At 31.1% G+C, this 23,656-nt stretch carries 17 protein-coding genes; 3 read left to right on the forward strand and 14 right to left on the reverse strand.

Going from position 1 to position 23,656, the window contains the following annotated elements; all coding sequences use genetic code 11:
* Positions 1 to 2: 2 nt before the first annotated feature.
* The 10 genes from RM519_RS02460 to RM519_RS02505 form a co-directional block, all read right to left on the reverse strand.
* Positions 3 to 1,385 carry an ion transporter gene (locus RM519_RS02460; RefSeq protein WP_311591924.1) on the reverse strand — a complete coding sequence of 461 codons (1,383 nt, stop codon included), beginning with the start codon at positions 1,383 to 1,385 and terminating at the stop codon, positions 3 to 5.
* A gap of 4 nt (positions 1,386 to 1,389) precedes the next feature.
* Entirely contained in the window at positions 1,390 to 2,568 is a 1,179-nt protein-coding gene (locus tag RM519_RS02465) for a PP2C family protein-serine/threonine phosphatase (RefSeq protein WP_311591925.1), read from the reverse strand.
* Between the two features lie 6 nt (positions 2,569 to 2,574).
* Complete coding sequence (locus RM519_RS02470; RefSeq protein ID WP_311591927.1) at positions 2,575 to 2,934, reverse strand: truncated hemoglobin; 360 nt, start codon at positions 2,932 to 2,934, stop codon at positions 2,575 to 2,577.
* 25 nt (positions 2,935 to 2,959) lie between these two features.
* Complete coding sequence (locus RM519_RS02475; protein ID WP_311591928.1) at positions 2,960 to 3,298, reverse strand: STAS domain-containing protein; 339 nt, start codon at positions 3,296 to 3,298, stop codon at positions 2,960 to 2,962.
* Positions 3,299 to 3,302: 4 nt separating this feature from the next.
* Positions 3,303 to 3,728, reverse strand: coding sequence for an ATP-binding protein (locus tag RM519_RS02480; RefSeq protein ID WP_311591929.1), 426 nt, complete (start codon positions 3,726 to 3,728; stop codon positions 3,303 to 3,305).
* Between the two features lie 92 nt (positions 3,729 to 3,820).
* Positions 3,821 to 4,849, reverse strand: coding sequence for a glutamine synthetase beta-grasp domain-containing protein (locus RM519_RS02485; protein ID WP_311591930.1), 1,029 nt, complete (start codon positions 4,847 to 4,849; stop codon positions 3,821 to 3,823).
* A gap of 30 nt (positions 4,850 to 4,879) precedes the next feature.
* Positions 4,880 to 6,091, reverse strand: a complete 1,212-nt coding sequence (locus RM519_RS02490; protein ID WP_311591931.1) for an ammonium transporter — start codon at positions 6,089 to 6,091, stop codon at positions 4,880 to 4,882.
* A gap of 18 nt (positions 6,092 to 6,109) precedes the next feature.
* Entirely contained in the window at positions 6,110 to 6,451 is a 342-nt protein-coding gene (locus RM519_RS02495) for a P-II family nitrogen regulator (protein ID WP_311591932.1), read from the reverse strand.
* A gap of 23 nt (positions 6,452 to 6,474) precedes the next feature.
* Positions 6,475 to 6,606, reverse strand: a complete 132-nt coding sequence (locus RM519_RS02500) for a hypothetical protein (protein ID WP_311591933.1) — start codon at positions 6,604 to 6,606, stop codon at positions 6,475 to 6,477.
* Positions 6,607 to 6,735: 129 nt separating this feature from the next.
* Positions 6,736 to 8,574, reverse strand: coding sequence for a tetratricopeptide repeat protein (locus RM519_RS02505; RefSeq protein ID WP_311591934.1), 1,839 nt, complete (start codon positions 8,572 to 8,574; stop codon positions 6,736 to 6,738).
* 748 nt (positions 8,575 to 9,322) lie between these two features.
* Between RM519_RS02505 and RM519_RS02510 the strand changes: the two genes are divergently transcribed.
* Genes RM519_RS02510 through RM519_RS02520 form a run of 3 tightly spaced genes read left to right on the forward strand, consistent with a single transcriptional unit; the run spans position 9,323 to position 11,477 of the window.
* Complete coding sequence (locus RM519_RS02510; RefSeq protein WP_311591935.1) at positions 9,323 to 10,633, forward strand: tyrosine-type recombinase/integrase; 1,311 nt, start codon at positions 9,323 to 9,325, stop codon at positions 10,631 to 10,633.
* On the forward strand, positions 10,630 to 11,298 hold the full coding sequence (locus RM519_RS02515; protein ID WP_311591937.1) for a hypothetical protein: 669 nt from the start codon (positions 10,630 to 10,632) through the stop codon (positions 11,296 to 11,298). Before RM519_RS02510 ends, RM519_RS02515 begins: the two co-directional genes overlap by 4 nt.
* Complete coding sequence (locus tag RM519_RS02520) at positions 11,295 to 11,477, forward strand: hypothetical protein (RefSeq protein ID WP_311591938.1); 183 nt, start codon at positions 11,295 to 11,297, stop codon at positions 11,475 to 11,477. Before RM519_RS02515 ends, RM519_RS02520 begins: the two co-directional genes overlap by 4 nt.
* A gap of 4 nt (positions 11,478 to 11,481) precedes the next feature.
* On the opposite strand, the gene RM519_RS02525 is transcribed toward RM519_RS02520, so the two are convergent.
* From RM519_RS02525 to RM519_RS02540, 4 genes are read right to left on the reverse strand one after another with little or no spacing between them, the layout of a single operon-like run.
* Positions 11,482 to 14,448, reverse strand: coding sequence for a type I restriction endonuclease subunit R (locus RM519_RS02525; protein WP_311591939.1), 2,967 nt, complete (start codon positions 14,446 to 14,448; stop codon positions 11,482 to 11,484).
* A 4-nt stretch (positions 14,449 to 14,452) separates the two neighbouring features.
* Positions 14,453 to 15,559 carry an HIRAN domain-containing protein gene (locus RM519_RS02530; RefSeq protein ID WP_311591940.1) on the reverse strand — a complete coding sequence of 369 codons (1,107 nt, stop codon included), beginning with the start codon at positions 15,557 to 15,559 and terminating at the stop codon, positions 14,453 to 14,455.
* 11 nt (positions 15,560 to 15,570) lie between these two features.
* Positions 15,571 to 19,422: a UvrD-helicase domain-containing protein gene (locus RM519_RS02535; RefSeq protein ID WP_311591941.1), complete on the reverse strand. Its 3,852-nt coding sequence runs from the start codon at positions 19,420 to 19,422 to the stop codon at positions 15,571 to 15,573.
* Positions 19,419 to 23,651, reverse strand: coding sequence for a DEAD/DEAH box helicase (locus RM519_RS02540; protein WP_311591942.1), 4,233 nt, complete (start codon positions 23,649 to 23,651; stop codon positions 19,419 to 19,421). The genes RM519_RS02535 and RM519_RS02540 overlap by 4 nt, the downstream gene beginning before the upstream one ends.
* Positions 23,652 to 23,656 lie beyond the last annotated feature (5 nt).

Raw genomic sequence — 23,656 nt, forward strand, 5'->3', positions numbered from 1 at the left:
ATTTAAATAATTATTCCATCCATTAATAATTGATTTGTTTTACCTGATTTTTCAGCAGACATTTTTTTCATAACATCCATGAATTCTGGGAAACTCTTTTTAATAGTATAAAAAGTATTTGAATCTAAAATAAAGGTCTCACAAAACGTTTTTGTTCTAATTGCTGCGGTTCTTTTTTCTTGTAGCACAATTGAAAGATTTCCAAAGTATTCTCCAGATTCCAATTCACAGTAAATATCCCCAGTAGGTTCATTGACTACTTGTATAATTCCTTTACTAATAAATACTATTTCGTTGCCATTATCTCCCGTTCTAGAAATAAAACTTCCTGGATTAAATGTTTCTGCATGCAAAGCTAAAATAAGAACATTCTTTAGTTGTCTAGAACAATACTTAAACATTGGCACTTCTTCTAACAGCTCTTTTGTTAGTTCTTGCATAACTTCCAAACGAAATGGCTCCGGAAGGTTATTAAGCAAAACATCTTCATTTATGCCACGATGATGAACCCAACGATACTCATAAAAGTTTTGAACTCGAGAATTTACATTTCGAGAAACACCTCGTTGTTTTAAGTATAACTTGAGTGAATCCAGGTTGTTCCAATAATTCGATTTTTGAGCGTCTAAAGAACTAATGAGCGAGGCTATATTACCAATAATAAAAGCATACGTTGAAGCACCAATTAACATTGCTATTATACTAAATATATATTCATAATTAAGGTGAGGTACAATGTCTCCATATCCCACTGAAGTCATAGTTGTTATCGTCCAATAAATAGATCGTACATATTGCGTGAAAACATCGGAAATATGAATATTTTCGAGTACAGCCCAACTTTTCTCCGGAAACTTAGATAAGAAAGCTGATAAATACCATCCGCAAGCAATAATATGAGATAGTAACATAATCACAGAAAAGAACTTAGCTATTCTCAAAAATCCTGGATTAATAGAATAAAGTCGTTGCCAGCGCTTAAAGATTATGAATAATTGTCTGATTCTAATTAAACGAATTAATCTAAACCACAGCACTAATGAGATTTCTTGAAAGCCAACTTCAGGAACTAAAATAAAAATAATTTCTAATGGTAAAGCTGCAAATAGATCGAACACAAAATCTTTGCGTTTATATCGAGTATTAATTTGTCTTTTATCGGTTATTTCTTCGCCAGCAAATCGATAGCTGGTACGACGATTAATGACAATAGCAAGAATGAAAAACAAATCGATAGCATAAATTAGTATCGATCCAGTAAGGTCTACTTCATGAATAAACGCAAGCTGAAATGGAATAATGATAATACTCAATACAATTAGTATGGAGATAAAAATATCCCATCGTATTCTAAACGATCCATATTCATTTATTACTTTTAACATCAATTTATTTTCCTAAATATTTCAATCCTACAATGGTAATATCATCGGCTTGATCTGTTCCTTTTTCAAAATTTACGACGTTATTAAATACAATATTTACAATGTCTTGAGGAGAAGTTTCTTCTTTTAGTCCTTTAATTGAATCATTTAGTCTTTGGTCTCCAAAAAACTCATCATATTTATTTGAAGATTCTGTTACTCCGTCTGAATAGACCAAAAGGGATTGAAATTCTTTAAGTTTGACCTCTTGTTCACTAAAATCTAGTTTCTCAATTATTCCAATAGCTGGTCCATTTAAAGATGTTAATTTTTCAATGCCTTTATCTTTACTAATTACCAATGGATAGCAATGTCCACAGTTTGTATAACTCATCAGTCCTGAGTTGATATTAAAGATCCCAATGAACAATGTTGCAAACATACACTTCGTATTATTTTGAGTTAATTCATTATTAACCCTATTAACAATCTCGGCAACATTTTTAGTTTTAAACGCATGGAATTTTATAAGTGTTTTGGTAGCAGCCATAAATAGTGCAGAGCCAGCTCCCTTATCTGAAACATCACCTAAACAAACACATAATTCGTTTTCATTTAAGTAAAATATATCAAAAAAATCGCCTCCCACTTCCTTCGCTGGCTTTAAAAGTGCAGCGAATTCCACATTTTTATTTCCAGGGTCAAAATTAAAAGGTAACATCCCCATCTGAACTTGCCTTGCAATTTCAAGTTCATTCTTCATCCGTTCATTCTGCTTTTTAATAACTCGCAATGCCCGTTCAAGATCACGCTTATTGCTTTCTGCAAGTTTAGCGTAGGAATCCATCATATATTCTAATTCCTTAAACTTCGTGTTATCCACTACTTTAACTATGGCAAGATTACTATTATCTTCTAAAATAGGTGCTATTTGAATTTTTAAACTCGTATTTCTTCCGCCATCACTAAGTTCTATACCATGCTCGTAATTTCGCCCTTTAGAACACCTTTTCAACACACGATCTATTTTAAGATTTGAAATGCGATCTGATAAATTATTTGAACTTTTTGAATGTTCTATCCAATTAGAAAACAGCTCATTCTCATATTCAATATTGAAATTATCTAAATTAGTTATTGCAATGCCTATATTTAGATGTTGATCTAGTTTAGATATGATCCTATTAAGTTTTTCTGAGCTCATCTTTCTTTATTGACTAACTATTAGATTTCTTCTTTTTTCAAATTCACCAGTGAGAATATCGATGTGTTCTTCGATAAAGTCAAAATCTTCTAACGTTTCTTCAAGAATATCTTTTACTAGATCAAAATGATCATTTTGAATACTCATTCCATTATGTACATGTTCAAGGTGTTTATCAGTAAATGAAGCAGGACCGCCTAACAACATGGAGATAAACTTAGTTTGATGATCTATTTGTCTTTCCATATCTACTGTTTTAAAGTATGGAATGAGCTCGTCCTCATCTAAAACTCGATTATAGAATTCTAAAATTATCTTGCGTACTTTCACGAATCCACCGACTTGATCGTATAACGTTTTTTCCATTATTAGGATAATTAAAATTGATTAATTAGATGTCATTTAATGCTTCTTCTTCCGAACTCTTCACATCCAGGATGGAACTAAACCCAGAAATATCTAAAATTTCCTGAACTACTTCGTTGGCTGCACATAATTTAACAGCACCACCACTTGCAGTCATTTTTTTTGCAGTTGCCAAGAATATACGTAGTCCCGCACTACTTACATACTTGGTTTGCTCTAGATTAATTACAATTTTTTTAACTCCTGATTCCAAGTGTGAATTTATATTTGATTCAGCATCAGGTGCTGTATTGGTATCTAAATTTCCTATTAAATTAACAACGACTACGTCGTTTACGTCTTTATTTACTACTTCTAATGCCATAGTATTAATTGTTTATTTTGTTTTTAATTAAAGTTGTAATGTTCTTGTTTGAGGCTCTTTCATAGTTACAACTATCCATAATAGATTTAACAATATGAATACCTAATCCCCCTATTTCACGCTCGGATATTGATGAAGAAGTATCTGGATTCTGCTCTTGAAATGGATTGTATTCATATCCATCGTCTGTAAGTCTTATCATTAAATCAGATTCTCTTAGCAGTACATTGACCGTTATTTCATGAACATCGTTGTCATTATAACCGTAAGAAATCGTATTATTTAAAAGCTCATCAAAGGCAATACAAATCATATTGACTAATTTTTCTTTAAGAGCATGGTCTGTAGAAAACGTTTTAAAGTGATTAATCACTTTAACAATTTCAGTTAATTGATTTTCAATTTTTATTTCAAAGGATATTTGCTTCATTAGAAAGAGATGTATAATCTTTGTTTAAATCTTAATTAAGAAAATAAAAGACTCAAGATTACTCATCTCGAGTCTTTTTGGTTAGTTATTAATCAACTTATTGCTGCTTCATGTGCAATAGCAGAAGTTTTTAAAATCCTTGCAATAATTCTATACGGATCTGCATTAGAAGCAGGTCTTCTATCTTCAACATATCCTTTCCAGTCATGTTCGGGAGTATAACTAGGAATTCTTATAGAAGCACCTCTATCACTCACCCCAAAACTATAATCTGAGATTGAAGCAGTTTCATGAATACCCGTTAATCGCTCGTCGTTAAATGCACCATATTCTTGAATGTGCTCATCATGATATTTACCAAACTCAGTTAAATATTTTTCAAAATATTCTTTACCCCCAACTTCCTTCATATAAGGAAAAGAAAAGTTAGTGTGCATTCCAGAACCGTTCCAATCTCCTTTTATTGGTTTTGGATGTAACTCTGCAATTACTCTATGCCTTTCAGTAACTCGATACAATAAATATCTAGAAATAATTAAATCGTCACAGGCTTTTAAGGCATCTATTGAGAAACATTGATACTCCCATTGTCCTAGCATTACTTCTGCATTTATTCCAGTTATTTTTATTCCGGCCTTTAAGCAAATGTCAAAATGCTCTTCAATTATATCTCTACCAGTAGCATTCTGATAGCCAACTGCACAGTAATAAGGCCCTTGTGGTTCCGGATATCCTCCCTCAGGAAATCCAACAGGTCTTCCGTTAGTTCCCATTAATACATATTCTTGCTCAAACCCTATCCAATAATCCTTAGCCTTTTCTTCATTAATTGTTTGTCGAGTGTTTGAAGCGTGCGGTGTACCATCTGGATTATACACTTCACATATTACAAGATACGCATTTTCTCTCGCCGGATCTAAATAGGCTCTCTTAGGGATTAATGTGCAATCTGAGAAATGACCTTCAGCTTGCCGAGTAGAACTACCGTCAAAAGACCATTTAGGTAGTTTAGTTGCATCTCCATCAAAGGAATCCATATGTATCACCTTTGTTTTTGATCTAATATTAGCGACAGGTTTGTACCCGTCAAGCCACAAATATTCAAATTTAAAATAGTTCATATTATATTTTTTATGTTTATTTTAATAATCCTAGTTATATATTTCTTCTCCATGTTCCGTTATATCTAATCCTTTTTGTTCTTCTGAACTTGACACCCTAACTCCAACAGTGATTTTTATCAATTTAAATAATAGAAAGCCCATTATAAAAGCCCAAAGAAATACAGCAACAACACCTATTATTTGTGTTGTCAACAATGCAGTTCCCCCTCCATAAAACAAACCTCCTTCGGTAGCAAATAAACCTACCATAATTGTACCTAAAGCTCCGGAAATTCCATGAACAGCTACTGCTCCTACTGGGTCATCTATTTTTAATTTTTGGTCAATAAATTCAACAGCAAGCACTAAAAATGTTCCCGCAACAGCCCCAATTATTAATGCTGAACCAGGTGAGACAATATCACAACCTGCAGTTATACCTACTAATCCTGCTAAAGCGCCATTCATAGTAATACTTAATGCAGGTTTTTTATAACGGATCCATGAAATTATCATTGCTGCCATTGCGCCAGCAACGGCTGATAAGTTTGTAGTTACGAAAATATGAGATATGGCTATAGCATTGTCTTCTCCTGAAGCTGCCAATTGCGATCCAGCATTAAAACCAAACCAACCAAACCAAAGTATGAACACTCCCAGGGCCCCAAAGGCTAAGTTATGTCCTGGTATCACTCTTGACTTACCTGTAGAAGAGTATTTCCCTATTCTTGGACCAACTACAATTGCTCCAGCAAGTGCAACCCAAGCTCCTACAGAATGAACCACCGTAGACCCAGCAAAATCATGAAACCCCATTTCCGACAACCAGCCTCCACCCCAGATCCAATGTCCAGAAATTGGGTATATAAAAGCAGTGATTATAATCGAAAATATTAAATATGCCGAAAATTTTGTTCTCTCTGCAATTGCCCCAGAAACAATTGTTGCAGCTGTCGCTGCAAAAACAGTTTGAAAGATTAAACTAGCCTTAAAGGGGATTCCGTCTATTGCATTACTGTCACTCATAAAATCTCCAAAACCAATAAACCCAGCTACATCTTCTCCAAACATCAAAGAAAAACCAAAAAACCAAAAAATGATGGATCCAGCTGAAAAGTCAACAAAATTTTTCATTAAAATATTAATTGAATTTTTAGCTCTCGTTAACCCTATTTCAACTAACGAGAAACCAGCCTGCATAAGCATAACCAATGCTGCCGCTATTAAAACCCAAATTGTATCTATACCTATATTTTCCATTTTATATTATTTTTTATTTTAGATTAATTCGATTAATTTCTCCTTGCCATTTTCATCAACAATTCTGTACATTTTTTCAGCTTTATAAACTCCAATAATAGCTTCTTTAGCGTCTCCCGTTTTACCCGAATTCAAGATTAAACCCAAAACATCCTGAACTGCTTTCACATCCACATAAACAGTTAATTTAACCCTTTCTTCAGCCTGAGCATCATATTCTACACCTCTATAAAATCTATGTTCTGATTCTGAACTAGATCTTACCAAATGATAATTAAAACGTTCGATCCCTTTGTCTTTTAACTCCAATTTTACATGTCTGAATTTTGACTTTCTGATAATTGCTTCGATTTTTCTCATTTTAAATTATAGTTATATATTAGTTATTCACTTTTGTCTTTGGACAACTTATCACGAAGCTTTTTAAACACTTTTTTCTGCTCCTTAAGTTGTTCGTCCAATTCCCGAAGTGGGTTTTTATCTGATTTCTTTTTATGATGTGTTTTTTTTGACATCGACTATAAATAATTCAGTTCAAAAGTATATACAAAACACCATCTATGAAATATTAACAGGAATACAAAAAGTATACAATAGGGTATACAAAAGGGATACAAGAAAGAATTGACTAAAAACTCTTTCTTCTATAAATTATTGAAAAAATGGATGAGATTTTCATTTTTAGAAAGGTCTAACTTCTTTCTAAGTCGATAACGAGCAATCTTAATGCTGTGGGGGCTTTGATAGGTAATTGATGATATTTCCTTTGTAGAAAAATTAAGCATTATTAAAGCTACTAAACGCTTGTCATTGGTTGTTAAATTAGGGACTAAATCGTTGAGTTTATTAAACAAAGCAGTATTATTTTGAGTATATCTCAGCTCGAATTCGGTCCATAATTTTTTAGAATCATTAATGGTTGTAGATTTAATGATCTCCTTAATTTGAAAAGCTTGCTCGTCATTAAATGAAATCGATTTAAGATCATCTGTTAATCGAGAGATAAACTCATTGCGCTCTATTAAATTTAATACTGATGCAGTCAACTCCCGCTCTTTTTTATCTAAAGTCAAGGATAGGTTTTCTTTTTCAAGTGAGAGATTATCATTTTTTATTTTAGTCTTAAGCGCTCTATTCTTTTGGATATACCCGAAAAATGAAATTATTATAAGGCCTGAAATCAACAACAAGGCGATAACACCAAAATACAATTGTTGTCGCTTCTTAGTTAAGTCAGCCATTCCAATTTCATTTTCATGCCGCTCCTTTTCTATAGCCAATTTATTAATATATGTTAGTTCATCAATTTTTCTATTAGCACGTTCATGATTGAAACTATCAGATACAGGCTTGTGTTTATCCAAATAAAATTTAACGCTATCGATTTCTTTACGATTTAAATACCCTTCATATAATCCTCTATACGAAGACACCATAATTTCTAGAGAATTTAATTCCTTTCCAAAATTTAGAGCAGATCGAAATTCATTAATCGCATATGCAGTATTATCTTCTTCTAAATAAACATCACCCAGATAATTATGAACATTTGCCAAATTAAAATTTCTTAATTCATTAAACTCAGTTGCCTCTGACGCGTATTCTTGTGCCTTTAAAAAATTCTCAATAGCTTTTTCATTATCACCTAAAGCATATGATATTTGCCCATATATTGAGTAGATACTAAGCAAGGGATAAATATAAGGGCTATCGATATTTGCTTTTTTAATATAGGTTTCTGCTTCATGCAAATGTTCTTTAGCCAAGGCATAAGATCCCATCTCAAAATAGACATTTGCCAAAATGATTCTAGAAAAAGCGTATTGATTTTTGAGTTTTGGCATTTCAGAAAACAACTGAACAGATCGCTTTATGTATTCCAAACCAGCCTCGTAATGTTCAGTTTTAACATAAGATTCAGATAAGTATCTTGAAAAATAAGATTCATAGAGTTTACTTTCTTGTCTTTTAGCAGACTCTAAACCCTCTAAATAATATTTAATTGCTAGATGATATTTTGACTTCATATGAAAGTATTCTCCTAGCTCTATACAGACTATTAAAAAATAAACGTCTTCTTCTAACTGATCATAATAAGAATATGCTTCTTCGAAATATTTAACCCCGCCATCTAGATCGTTATATGTCCCTAACAATCTACCGAAATCCACTAATACAGTCACCAATCCAAAATCATAATTTATATCTTGATAGTATGATTTGCGTAATTCGGCATAATGAAAAGTAGAATCTCTGTTTATTGGAATATAATACCAACTCAAATTGTAGTAAGCCTTTATTCGTTCTTTATCAGTAATATTTTGATTTTTTAATAATGTTTTAAGGCTGTCAATTTTATTCTGGTTGAAAACTCTTTCTGTAGATTGGTTAGATTGATTTTGTGCAGAAACTATCCGTAATCCACAAAACAGGAATAGGATTAATGCATAATTAGAATATAAAATTGCTCTTTTTAGAAACACTATTGAAGAATTATTATCGTAAAGGTATATAATTTAAGTATAACAGAAGTATACAAATAGTATTAATTCAACGATGAACAATCATCTTTTGATCTTCACTTTTTTTCGACATTAATTTACCTTTTTTCACATAAATGATTTATGAATCTAAATTTTAAAACAAAAAAATTTTTAGTAAATTCTAAATGAAAATTAATCTTGTCTAAATCGAAAGTTGAACTATTATGCATACTTTCTCTAAGGCTATCAATCTTAAATTTTGAATCGTTTTGGCTAAATATACTTGAGTGAAAAAAGACAGATGCAATCATTAATAATCGAGAAAATGTACTAATTAAATACATTTCAATAATAACTCTAAGTTTACACTTAAAGTTGTGAATTTCAAAGAAAAATACTTCATCCTATTTTTTAAATCTGAATTTTTCATGTTAAATGTTTAATGTATTATTTTATATGCTTTTTGGAATGCACCTTTGTTTTGTGATATTAATCAATTCTAATTTGTTTGTATTGTAAAAAATCATAGTTTATAATAATATAATTTTATTACATTTACATATACAAATTGTATAATTTAGCGTACACGATTTCGTACACAAGTTGTCTATAAAACAGTAAAAAAAGCAATAAAATAAGGGCTTTTGCAATATTCATAACCCGGAGGTCTGCAGTTCAATTCTGCATCACGCTACACAATTTAAGTATTTAAAAAACAACGGTTTGGTTTCACTAAACCGTTTTTTTTATGAATTTTTTAAATGAAATTATTAAATTTGAATACGAAAGTGAATACGCAAAACATTATCATTTGCCATTAAAGACCAAATTCTCCACACCCAAAATTGCAAGTTACAAAGGTGACCTTAGTAAACGATGGTACGTTTATTTTTCCTTCAGAGATCCCTCTACTGGAAAGATGAAAAGGATGAGTCCAATTTATGGAGGAGCAAATGCATTCAAAACAAAACGAGCTCGAATGGCCGTTTTACAATCACATCAAATTATACTTACTAAATTATTGAATAGAGGTTATAATCCGTTCGTAGATAACACTCAATTCTATAGGCAAATGATACATGAGGGGTATGAGAAAAACTATTTAAAAAGACAAACTCCTACTCCACCACAAGTTCCAGCTGTTGACCAAGGAATGACAATTAAAAAGGCCATCGCTTATGTTATAAAACAAAAGGAACAGAAAATAGCCAAAAGTGGAAAAAGCACCTATATAGGTAGGCTTAAGGATTTTGAGAAATGGATGCGAAAACATAATCCTACAACCAAAACAATTACTGGTGTTACCAAGAGAAAGGTTATTGCCTATTTAGACGATGTTTTAGATAGAACCAGTCCTACAACTCGTAATAATTATAAAACGGACTTGCGAAGCGCATTTCAACTACTCGAAGATCACGAAATACTAAATAGAAATGTTGTTGCTGGTATAAAAATGATTAAGAGCAAACCCAAAAGGCATAGAGCCTATTCCGATGACCAGCGTAAAGCAATTTTCAAGTATTTAGAAGAGCAAGACCCTATCCTACTATTATTCATAAAATTTGTTTCCTACAATTTATTACGACCTATAGAAGTTTGTAGACTAAGATTAAAGGATATCGATTTTGGTGGAAAGAAATTGCAGTTTGAAGCAAAGAATAAAGCTCTAAAGGTTAAGATTATACCAGACATATTATTTGAAGAAATAAAGTATTTGTCAGATCTTGACGGAGAGCTGTTTTTATTTACTCCTAAGGTAATTGGAGGTAAATGGAATGCTGATCTATCCAATAGACGAAACAATTTCTCTCAACGCTTTAAACGTGTTGTTAAGGATCACTTTGAATTTGGCATAGATTATACAATGTACAGTTTTAGACACACTTATATCACAAAATTGTGCAATGAATTGTCTAAAACAATGACACAATACGAAGCAAAATGCAAACTGATGTTAATTACCGGGCATGAAACAATGGAAGCGTTAGAAAAATACTTACGAAGTATTGATGCCCAGTTGCCAGAAGACTATTCTCATTTATTGAAAGATGATGCATGACAAGTAAAATAGAGAAAACATATTATCAATTATTCGAAAATCTTACCGAAGGATTTCTTTTCTTTTTTCCATCGGATTTGGATTTGGGTGAAAAATTTATTTCATATGATGAAAGTGACGTTAATTATGTGTTTGACACATTATACATAATTGATAAAAGTTCTGGTACAATTCCAGTTATTGAAAAAGTGCTATCAAAGTGGGATTCTAACGCACAATTATTGAATGATAATAAGTTTAAACTTATCGAAATTAGAAAGGAACTAGACTCTTTAGAGTTTGACTGGTTGATAACGGAATATTTAGAAATGCTGAATTTATATTACAATTTTAGCACATATATTTTTGAAAATACTCAGAATTACACATTTGAAACACGTGTAAATAACCATTTAGAATTACAAAAATGTGTTTTTCAAATGCATATTAAAGATGTTTTGAATGTGTTTGAATGTGCTAAAACCTACACAAAACCTATTGTTTTGGAGGAAAACATACTAAAAACCCTTAAAAATCAGTTGTCCGAAGTATCGTTATCGAATAAGCACAAAACAGTACTAAACAAAAAACCTAAGTCAATTCCTGACATAGATGAAGAAGCCATTGAAAGGTATTTATTGGAAACACAGTTTAATGTTGATTTTTCAAAAATAAATGAAATATGAAAGCAGAATTAGTACATCAAATAGCCAAAGAACTGTCTTACTCCGAATTGGAGCGGTTATATTTAATGATTGAAAAGGATTTAAAAGATATTCCTGGTAAAAAATTCAAAAAAACTAAAAAACCAACTCGGTTAACTGATAGGGAAGCAATGGAATATTTATTGAAAAATGTTTTTTAATAATCTAGTAATACTCTTTTATATATGCATAAGCACGTTCAAACAATAGCTGATCTTTATGTAATTTGTATTTCAACAACTGTTTTCTTAGAGATTTTTGAACTTCTCTCTCTCCAGCATTTGTTTGTTGCCAACCAGGGAAACTAACAACTCTTACAATCGCATCGATGTCGCTTACAATTCGCTCAACAACAGCCGGTGTTTGATCTGTCTTTAGTTCTAAAAATAATTCGCTTAACGCCGCTTTTGGAGACTTTTCTTCTATTAATTGTTCCTTTTCTTTTTCGGCCTGCACAGTTTCTTTTGCTATTTTACAAAGTTCCTTTACAAATTCAATTGAGGTTATAAGACCTAGTTCTGCCTTATCTCTTAAAGCCTCTAATCTTTCACTCAATTTTTTAAAACGTGGATCACCTCCATGCTTTTTAAAACGTTTTATTAATATCCTCTCCAGTTTCTTCGCATTTTTCGGGTCTGGATTATTAAAAATATCTTCTATAACATCTGCATCCAAAACAAATTCATCCAACTGGTGAACTTCACCTACATGTATATTATCATGAATCAATTTAGTGGTTTGCGCACCCAAAGAAAACCACAATAATTTACCAATATTATCTGATGCTGGTTTTACAGATTCAAATACTTGTGATAACCATTTATAGTCTTCATTATATAGATCCAAAATATTATCTGGAGATAAAGATTCCCATAATTTAGATAGGTATTTATAATCTTTTGCATAGGCATCTTTTGCCTCATCGGTTTTGATAGCATTTTGAGCTACTTCTAAACCTTCAAAACCATCTAGACTTCTATCCACTCCATCAAAATGGCTTAAAGCATCTTTCATTGCTTGGGGCAATTTACTTCTCAATTCTGACAAGTTTGTGATTACCTTTTTAACACTTTCTTCGTCGAATTGAAGTGCTTTTGCGGCATCGTCAAATACCCCATAATAATCAACTATTCTACCGAACGACTTGTTTGTATAAAGTCTATTTGTACGGCAGATCGCTTGCAGCAATGTATGATCTTTAATAGATTTATCTAAATACATGGTTTGCAACACCGGTGCATCAAAACCTGTTAAAAGCTTTGCTGTAACAATGATAAACTTGATTTCAGATTTTGGATCACAAAATTCTTCAACAATTTTTTCTTGTTTGTTTTTATCAACTCCCCATTTTTGTTTAAACTCAAAATCGTCGTTGGCTGATGTTGAAATAACAACAGTACTCGCTTCTTCGGGGAAATACTTGTCTAATTCTTCTTTATATTGAACACAAGCATGTCGATCTGGGGTAACGATCATTGCTTTAAATCCATGAGGAGCCACTTTCTCATTGTAGTGTTCTGAAATGTCCTTAACAATTTTAGAAACACGTTCTGGCGATTTCAAAAATGCAGCCATTTTAGCAGATTTCTGATTTAAAGCATCTGCTTCTTCATCTGTTAGGCCAGTTGCTTCTTTAAAATCTACCATAGCTTTATCTATGGTCTCCTTATCCACGTGTACATCTACCAATCTAGGTTCAAAATGTAAGGGTAACGTGGCGTTATCTCTTATAGAATCCTGAAAGGTATAACGAGACATATAGCCACCTTCATCATCTTCTGCTCCAAATGCCCAAAAAGTGTTTTTGTCCGCTTTATTTACTGGTGTTCCAGTCAATCCAAATAAGAATGCATTAGGCAAAGCAGCTCTCATTTGACGGCCTAAATCGCCTTCTTGAGTCCTATGTGCTTCATCTACCAAAACAATGATGTTGTCTCGAGTATTCATGTTTGGCTTCGCATCTCTGAATTTAAAAATCATAGAGATAATAATCTTTCGAGTATCTCTTTCTAACAATTCTTGAAGTTCAGATATACTATCCGTAGTTTCTACATTTGGTACATCTGCAGCGTTAAAAGTTCCACTAATCTGAGTATCTAAATCTGTTCTGTCAACCAATACAATTACCGTAGGACTTTTTAATTCTGAAGACTTGCGTAATTTTTGTGCGGCGAAAACCATTAACAATGATTTACCAGATCCTTGAAAATGCCAAATCAATCCCTTTTTAACTTGACCTTCTTTTACACGTTCTACTATTTTATTTGCACCTTCATATTGTTGAAAACGACAAATAATTTTTATACGTTGTTTCTTTTTATTGGAAGTAAATAATGAGAAGTTCTGCATAATATCTAACAACCTTGCGGGAGATAATAAATCAGATAATTCTTTTCCAATCTCTGCCAACCCCATTCTTTTGGCGAGGGCATCATCATCGTTTTCTAATCTCCAAGGTGCCCAAAACTCCAACGGAGTGCGAATGGCTCCATAATATAATTCTTTCCCTTCTGTGGCAAATGATAGAATATTTGGGACAAATAATTGAGGTACGCTATTTTCGTATATGTCATGGACTTCGTGAGCTCCATCCAGCCAACTGACAGAAGGCCGAATAGGTGTTTTTGCTTCTCCAACTACTACGGGTACCCCATTAATCATCATTACAACGTCTGGAATCTTAGTTTCTCTATTATGAATACGATATTGATTCGTTACGATATATGAATTATTCGACAGATCATCAAAATCGATTAAGCGAACTGGTACATGCCTATTATTTTCTCCGAATGGCATTGTCTTTTCTCCCGTAAGCCATTTAAAAAACTCTTCATTTGCTTTAACCAAGCCTACTTGATTTACAGCAATTAAAACAGTTCGTAACTTATAAATCACTTCATCGGCTAAAATAGGATTGACACCAATTTCTGGATTTAAGCGAATCAAAGCTTCTTTGAGGTCCGACTCTACCAATACTTCGTTGACACCTCGTTGAATTTCATTTGAAGATTTAAACTTCCAATGTGCACCATAACCTGATTCAGGTTCACGTGCTTCTTTATTGTTTAGGTTCACACCACTGAGTTGATGAATGATGTAATGCTCTACGCTATTAAGTTCGTTGAATGACATTTATTTATATTTTTTTTAGCAATTTTATATCTGATGTCTGATTCTTTTTAAGAGATACTAAAATAGTAGTTTTATTATTTTCTCGTTTAAAGTAAATTCTCCCATCATCTTTAATTCCAGTATTGAAATGGGTATCAAACCATTTATCTAAAGTTTTCATTGGTTTTCCTTTATAATTCGAATCATTTTCAATTTTATGAAGTGTCGAAAAAGCCTTTGAAAAATCAACAATATCTTCACTAATTAAGATTTTGTGAGAATCCTGTATAAAATCCGTATTCGGTAAATAAAGTTTACAGAACTTATCGAATTGAGTTTCAGTTTGACTGACTTTTCGATAAATTCTATTAAGTTTATTATTTAGTTTTTCATTCTCTTGTATAAGAACTTCATTGCTGCTTTTTAATGAATTAAGTTCTTCATCTTGAATTTCCAAATACTCATTTTTAAATTCTTTTTCCGATTTAACTTTTAACATAGGGAATGAAGCCTCAAGAATACTCTGCATTCTATTTTGATCCTCATCATTGTTCAATTTAATATACCAATCGTAATTTTTTCCGTTTGATGATGTGCTGTAACTAACACCAGAATATTGAATTTCAATTTCATTTCCAAAGAGTATTTTTTTTACCTTGTTAAGCGTTTTTTCATCGCAATCAATTAATAAATACAGATTATTGCTTGAACTTACCTCAAATGTATAATCAATATCATCAATGCTATTAACGAAAATATTCATGTATTCAGGTTTGATCCTTATGGATAGTTTTGCTCCATAATTATCTTTTTTAGAGTCACATTTCAAATTTATAATTGTTGCAACTGCCTCGGCATTTTGGTTGTCTAATAAAGTAGAAAGTAATTGTGCCTTTGCCTTTCCAATAAAACCTAAAGATTGGCCATTTTTCCTTTTTACGTGAATGGCGTTAGTGTCAATTTCGTTATTTGGTTGTCTTTCAAGAATAACTTTTTCATGAATTTTACAATCCATTAAACTATCAATTCTAGATTCATATTTAATTCCAGCAGTCCAAAGAGTAATCGTTTCATAATCAATTAATGAACTCGTTTCTGCTTTTCTTTTTCTTTTAAATATATTTTTAAACATATGCATACGTTTTATTTTCCGTATCCAGAAAAATCGATTAAATAGGTATAGCCTCTAGCTTTAGATTCTTGATTCCAATTGTCACTAAAGCTTGTGTCATTTTTATCATCTGAAAACAATGATTCTTCATATGTGTGAACATATATATAAGATACAACGAAACCTTTTACTTCATTGAGATGATTGATTTTTTGAATCAAGGATCTTGAAAGTTGGGCAATTTTTCTTCCGTTTATAAATGCATACCAGAAAATGTATGGACCTTGATTGACAGATCTTAATATTATTTCATCTCCAACCTTAACGTTATTTTTAAGATCGTTAAATGCTGCCCCTCCATAATTACTAGCACTCCAATACATAGTGAATTTATCTATCCCTTCATTTACTGAAATACCAAGACGATTTGTCATTGCAGTAGGTACGGTGTAGTTTACTCCATTTTCCAATGCGTTTTCTCTATCAAATTTTATTGTAACTAATTTTCTCTTGGCTCTAGAATATGCCACATAATATAATCTTCTCTCTTCTTCTATGTAATCTTGTAATACTTCCGGGTCAAATTGAGTAGTGGTAGGAAGGTTCGAGAACGAAGGAGGAATTAAAACAGCATCAAACTCCAGTCCCTTTACCTTGTGCATTGTAGTAATAATGATTTCTTGATCGATTATATCGGGATTAATTAAATGTATGTTTTGCTGATATATTTTCCCGAATTGCCCATCATCTTTTCCTCCAATATCAGAAATAAATGAAATAAGATCCTCATATTTAGAGTCAACATCTTTTTCTTTCTCAAATTCATAAACCAAACATTGAAAAACATCGAGTAAGTACTGGTCCCAATTAGGGTTTCTATCTATAATTTGAGATATTATATTTGATATTTTTTCTTTGTAATCAGAAGGAAGTGTTACGTCATTTTTATTTTCTAAATACTTTAATATTTCATAAAACTCTCTAGTTCTAATTAAAGAACCTTTAGATCCTTGAACTCTAATTCTTACGTTTAGATTCAGTTCTTTTAATAAATTAAATGCCCTATAAACTTCATTGTTGGAACGAAACATTATTGCAATTTGTTTATATCTACCCACTTCATCAGAGTAATTTAATAACTCTTGCAGTTTATTTTTCCAATCAATTTGTACCTCATTAAAATCAAATTCTTCGACATACCGCATGTTTTCTATTGAAGGTATTGCCGCTTCTAATTGGGGCATCATAAATCGCGTATTGTTTAAACTTAATAGTTCTTCTGATTTCGAAAGAATCTCAGAATGCGATCTATAATTTACATTTAAATTATGCTCTAATGGTTTATATATCTCCTTAAATTTATCGTAGTATGGTTGTGGATCCATTGGATCTCCATTATTTAGTCTTTCATAACCATAAATACTTTGATTAGGATCACCAATTACACAAACTTTGGTTTTTTTTGGGTTTGCAATGAACTTTAATAGTTCCATTCTTTCATTTGTAATATCCTGGAATTCATCAACAAACGCATATTTAATATTTCCAATTTTCTGACTAATCGTACCAGGGGAATTGGTCATTATTTCGATAAACTTCGGAGTCCATTCTGAAAATTCAAGCCCATCAATTTCGGTTCCTAGGCTGTACTTTATAAAACCATGAAAGGTGAAAACTTTTAATCGTTTAATTAATTTGGAATAGCCTAGTTTTTTAAACAGTTTTCCTAGTCTTTCTTTTAGTTCAACTACAACGGCCCTGTTATACGCTAATACGAGAATGTTATCTGGATTGATCTTTTCTTCTTGAATTAATCTGGCAACTCTTAATGTTAACGTGTGTGTTTTTCCAGTACCTGGTCCCGCAATAACTTGATGGTTCCTTCGTAAATTTCCATCATAAACTTTTCTTTGTTTTTCATTTAAAAGTGCTTTGGCGTCATTCAACGCTTCCTCTCTATAGGCGGCAACATCTGGATGGTCTTCGCTTAAATGATCTATTAAAAGTTTTATAAGATCTTTAAGGCTTTCACAATTGAAATATTCTTTAATAAAAGCGTCATGTTCATCTTCGTTTAGATTGCTTAAACACTTCAAAGCAAGAAGTCTTAATTCTTTCATTTTTGAACTTTCCTCGAACTCTTTTTTTACGATTGGATCAATTTCTAAATTTTCTCCAATCTGAGACAAATCAGAAATAAAGAGTTCTATTCCCATAGGGATTAAATCACCACCACCTTTTAAATACCCAAGTCCCTTTGAAATGAAAATAAGTTGTTGGAAATATTGATCTCCTTTATTCTCAATACCTAATATGTTAATTAACTCAACAATGTTAAAAGTTTTTGTGTCATTTTTCTCATTCTCTTTAGAAATGCAATGTGTTAATGCAATTAAATCTGTTTTGAATGAATTTAAATATTCTTTTGTTGATGAATTCGAGGTGTTTCCGTTATACAATAATTGTGTAACAATCGCTTTTTCATTCTCATATTCTATTACAGCCTTGTGCTTAATTTTAGGCAAAAAATTAATAAGTTTAAAAGCAAATTTGGCTCGAGTACTTTTAAAATCATCAATTAGTTTTTTAGTAATTTCCTCTTTAGATATTATACTATTGTTCTTTTTCAATTCAGTCCAAAAAATAAATTCTGGATGAAAGCACTGGTCAATTACTTCATCTAAATATTCATTTAGTTCTTTATTGTCCAAACTAATTTGATTTCCAAGTTTAGTTGAACTCAATATTTTATCTGCAAACTCGAATGTTGCATCAATCCTTGGAGAACTTACTTCGTACCTCCATTTATTTAACTCTGGTGAACGATTTATACTTTGTTCTAAAGTAATGTTTCTATCCAGTATTATTAATTTAGACTTTTGCGCCGCAAAAAGCAATTTGAAAAGTTCTGTTGTTGTCTTGATTTTCAAGGAATCTTTTAATAATTGCATATCAGCCATTATTAATTCGGATTCATGAAACCTTTCTCTTTTAATTTTTAATAACAAATTAATTAAATTCTTAACCTGTTCCTTGTCGTGTTTTGTTTTTATGTTTTGAAAAGAAGAATCTTCATTTAAAATTTTTATTGGTAGTTGAGATGGAGTAAATACGCCTAATTTGATTCTGTTTAACCTTTCTAACCAATATAAAATAACTCTAAAATAGGTATCCTTGCCTCTTACCTCATCATAGTCTGCATATTGTTCTAAAAGATCTAATGGTAGAGGAAATGCATTCTCTAATTCTTTCTTCAGGGTTCTGAATTGCGCTATATATTTGAGGACAGTTTCTCTAACACTTTCTACATTTGACCAAGTGATTTCATTTGAATGCTGTAAATCCTTTATTTTATTAAAATCATCATTAGTCATAAGGCATTTAGAAAGTAAAGGATTATCTTTTGAATATCCCGCGTCTACATACGATTTTTCATTCCTTCCAGCCCTTCCAACTTCTTGTAAAAAATCTTCAAAAGTCGATGAGGGACCTAAATGAAATATGAAGTGGATGTTTTTAATGTCCATACCCATACCAAAGGCCTTAGTCGATATTAGAATTACTATTTCGCCATTTTTATAACTTTCATATTTTTCAGTTCGTTCAGTTCCATCCAATCCGGCATGATAAAAATCTACCTTATCAGCATATGGTAATTTAAGATTTTTAAGGTGTTTACTTAAATTAATTACGGCTTCTTCGGTACCATTTCTCGACCGGACAAAAATTAAAGCCCTGCTTTTATTTTCATTGAAATTCTTTTCTTTTAATTCATTTGCAATTGATTCTGCCATTTTTTCAGAATCATCTACTATTTCAAAACCAAGTTTTATATGTTCTCTTATAGGATTATACTCCTTTTCTTTGTCTATCCAATTTATCATGAGAAAATATTATTAAAATCATTGAATATTTTTTTTGAAACCGTTGCTGAAAAAAGTAAGAGAGGAAATTCAGTACTGCTTAGAGTTTTAATTTGCTGTATTTTTTTAGCACAGTTAAAATAATCTGGTCTAAATTCATGACCCCATTGAGAAACACAGTGCGCTTCATCAAATACGGCATATTCTAAGCCTCCATCAGATTGTATTCTAAGGTTTAGGGCATTATTAAATGACCTACTTCTAAACCTTTCAGGGGTCACAAAAAGTAATGCTAATTCTCCACCTGCAATTGCTCGATATATTGATTGAATATCTGAACTTCTATCTGAATTTAAGTATTCCACACTTCCAAAGAAACCTTTTTGCCAAAGAGCATCTACTTGGTCCTCCATAAGTGCTTTAAGTGGCGTAACTACAATAGTTAACTTATTAGTAAAAGTACTTTTAAATAAAGCCGGAGCTTGAAATAGTAATGATTTACCACCCCCTGTTGGTAGTGTTATTAGTTGATCTTCTTCACCTTTTAGAATTAAATCAAGATATGGTATTTGGTTATCTCTCCAATTATACTTGTCTTCAAGAAATACTTGTTTTAGGATGTTTTTTATTGTGTCTAAATCATAGGGAATTTCTTTAAAAGGTTTTGTGCTTTGTATGTGAATATCGGCTTCTTTGACTGCCTTTTCATACTCATCATTGTCGTTCCAAATTTTTAGATGACCTATATTTGTTTTCCATGATTTATGTAAAGAGGAGTAATCATTAAGTCTAGGGTCTAATAGCCAAAGTTGGTGATCGGCATCTTCTTCAAAAATAGTTTTTCTAATATGAGAAACTTTAGGTTCTATAAGTTTTAAAAGGAAAAAGGAGTCGCTTAATATTGATTTCTGTGATTGAATTTTAGTTTCGTTTTTATTCGACTCTATTTCCTCATCGACTTCATTTTGAACCGAATTATTATCTCTAGAAAAAACTAATTTTTTAAAATACTGAGAATTAACTGAAGAAAAATAATTTTCGTGCAAATCAAAACTATCAATAATAAACTTTAGACTTCCTTTATAATTGGATTTTGCAACCGTTGCTAATTGATTGTTTTGTGCAATAATGAGTTTCTTCTTGGACGAACTTTGATGAAGTAATTCTAACCTTCTACTGATACTAATAGAATTGTCAGGAATGTAATATCCTAAATGAATAAAATAATTTCTTAAGACCTCTATTTCTTGGAAATTTTGAATAAATAGAACTGAAGGATTTACGTCGTTTATTAATTGATCAATTAATTGTTTTTGAAACACCCAATATCTAGATCTATAAAGTGACTCAGGGTTGTATCTAATCACTCTACTTTTAAACTCTTCAACTGCACTAACTTTGGCAAAAAAAGTATTGTCACTTTCTAAAGGAATGGAATCTTTGTTAACTGATATTATATTTTCGACATTAAAGGAGTTAATTAATACTTCCCAGTCATAGTTACCCCAAATATGAAACTTATCTAGTGTTACCTTTTTAATCCAGAAATTGTTAAATTTTTCGGGAATTTCAACCTCTAATAATTCACACTGTTCTTTTGAAATATGAGTTAAACTTTGTCCTCCAGTAAATTTAAGCCATAAATGATCTTCCGTGTTAGAACTGTTCATTAGAAAATCCAAGCTGACTTCTTTAAGCAACTTTTTATTTTCTATTGAAATGAGATCATTTTCTATTGTAAATACATCTAATGAATTTAGTTTAGATAATTGTTTATTGTATTTTAATAATTCCGGTATGGTTAAAAACAAAACATTTTCAGGCTCCCAATTAATCTCTTCTATAGGAAGAAAGAGGTTAAAAACGTCATCGTAATTATTTTCAATCTGAATTTTAATATTCGTTGGAAGTAATCCCCAAAAAGATTTTCGGTTTAAATTAGTGTTATGATCAATAAAATTTAACAGAATATTCTTAATAAAAAATTTCGAATGGTCTATTTCAAGAATCTTGTTCCGATCTAGTTGATAAAAGTGTTTACTTATTTCACTAATTGCGTGAAACTTTATATTGTCAACAGCTATTATTTCATTTTTAAATCCAGATGAGCCTATAATTAATTTGTTTAGATTTTTAGAACTTCTTAAGTTCTCCTTTAATTCCTCTACAAGAGGATCAAGCCCAGTTTGAGGTCTAAAATATTCTGTCTTTTCAGACAAAAGGTAATTCGATGGATCCCAACTAAAATTAAAACTATTCTTAAGAGATTTTATTTGGGAAACAATTTTATTTGGTAAATAATTGAACAGATGAATTAAACTTTCTTCTTTTGAATGGATTATTCTTAGAATTTGATTTAGAAATAAATTTAAAGTAACAATTGAATCATCCTTTGCATTATGCTTAGTTATAAGAGCATAATTCGTAAATTCAGGACTAAGAAAACATTCAACTAAGAGTGTATCCCAAACAAATTCAGCATTAATTGTCACGTTGAATTTATTTAAAATAGGTATATCCCATTCTATAATATTATGTCCAACAAAAAAGTTGTTTGAATTTTTAGTTAGTTCATTAAAAAATTGTAATCCATCCTTTATTTCGGATTGTTCTTGAAAGTGTTTCCATTTATTTTCATTGTTTATCCATCCTATTTCATGAATGTCTTCACCATTACTTTCCAGATCAAAACAAACGCATTTTAGTTCTTTGGCAACATTTTTTAGAATTAACTTATAAAGACGTTTTTCAACACTGGGTGTTAATAGTTCACTTTTAAGGGGTAATAAAGATGATAAATCGTCATCAGCCAGTTCGGATAATATTTTCTTTTGTGTGTCTATATTGAAACTCTCAAATGAATTAATTGCATTTTTTTTATCAAAGGTTCCTGTACCATCCGTAGCCCATAATTCGAAGCTTAACCTAACCGATAATTTGGTTTTTAACTTTTGAACAAATTCAGGTTCTTGTTTAATTCGTATTGAAGAAGCTATTGCTTTTAGTGTTTCAAAATGTCGAATATCATCAATTATGATATTTCCATTATGCAACTTTGTTAAACCTTCAAGAATTACCTTTTTATGTGTTAATAGAAGTTTTGAAAGGAATTTATGTTCAAAATCACCTTTAAGAATTATTGCATATTGAAGAAGAGCATCTATTAAATGATCTTCCCAAAAACCTAATATTAGTAGACCTTCTAGCCATAAATCAAAATACTCAGGAATCCTTTCTAAATTATTGAGGTTTCTCAACGTAATGATTCTTGGGTTAAGGTCATTCCATTTAATTAGTAGTAAACGGAGATCATTAATGTATAATTCCGACTCTAAATCTGATTGTAGCAGACCGGTGGTAGTATAATCAAATTTTTCAGAATATGATTCTCTATATGCTCTAACGATGTCCTTGTCAAAAATTGTAAGTTTATTTTTTACTAGGATTTGATCTATCAATTGTCCTAGTTTTTTTTCAATTGTGACAAGATTTGGAGTAATTGGATATTTTGAACAATAAAACTGATTTCGAACAATTCTTAGTTCTATCGATACCGGGGTAGATTCAACTTCAAAACCTCTTAATACGGCATCAATATTTATTACCTTTAATTCATTAAACGAACTGCAGTCAACAAATTTATTTGTACTCCCATTTCTAATTATTAATCCCTCTAGATGACTGGATTTTATTTTTGCGTTGTTAAATTTTTTAGATGTGGCTTTACATAAAATTATTTGCCCCTGAATAATATTTGAACAATCATCTAATAATTTGTAATCATTAACATCTTTTTCTCTAAGATTTATTTCTGATATCGTATTTAAATCATTAATTCTCTTTACATAGGCATGTCTCTCATCACTACCAATAAACTTGACATACCCATAAAAATATTCGTTTAGTTTATTATTACTATGAGATTCTGTATTCGATTTTTTTGCTGTATTCTTTTTTTTATTTGGTTTCTCAAATTGTTTAAGGTCTATGGTGTTCGCCAGTTTTGGGCCTTCAAGTTTTTTGTATTGAGTTTTAATTTCTTTACCATTCCCACTTTTGTTTGAAATTGGTGATTTTTTAGTTTTTACTTCATCAATTTCTTTATTCAACTCTAGGTTAATCGCATCAATCCAATTTTTAGGTATATCACTTAATTCTTGAATATTAAGTTTAATTCTATGCTTTTTAAGAATAGTACCTAATTGATTTAAATCAATATTATATGTTCTCCTTAAGTCTTGGAAATTCATTTAGT

Origin of the sequence: Urechidicola vernalis (assembly GCF_031846385.1) — a bacterium.
GTDB classification, from domain to species: Bacteria; Bacteroidota; Bacteroidia; order Flavobacteriales; family Flavobacteriaceae; genus Urechidicola; species Urechidicola vernalis.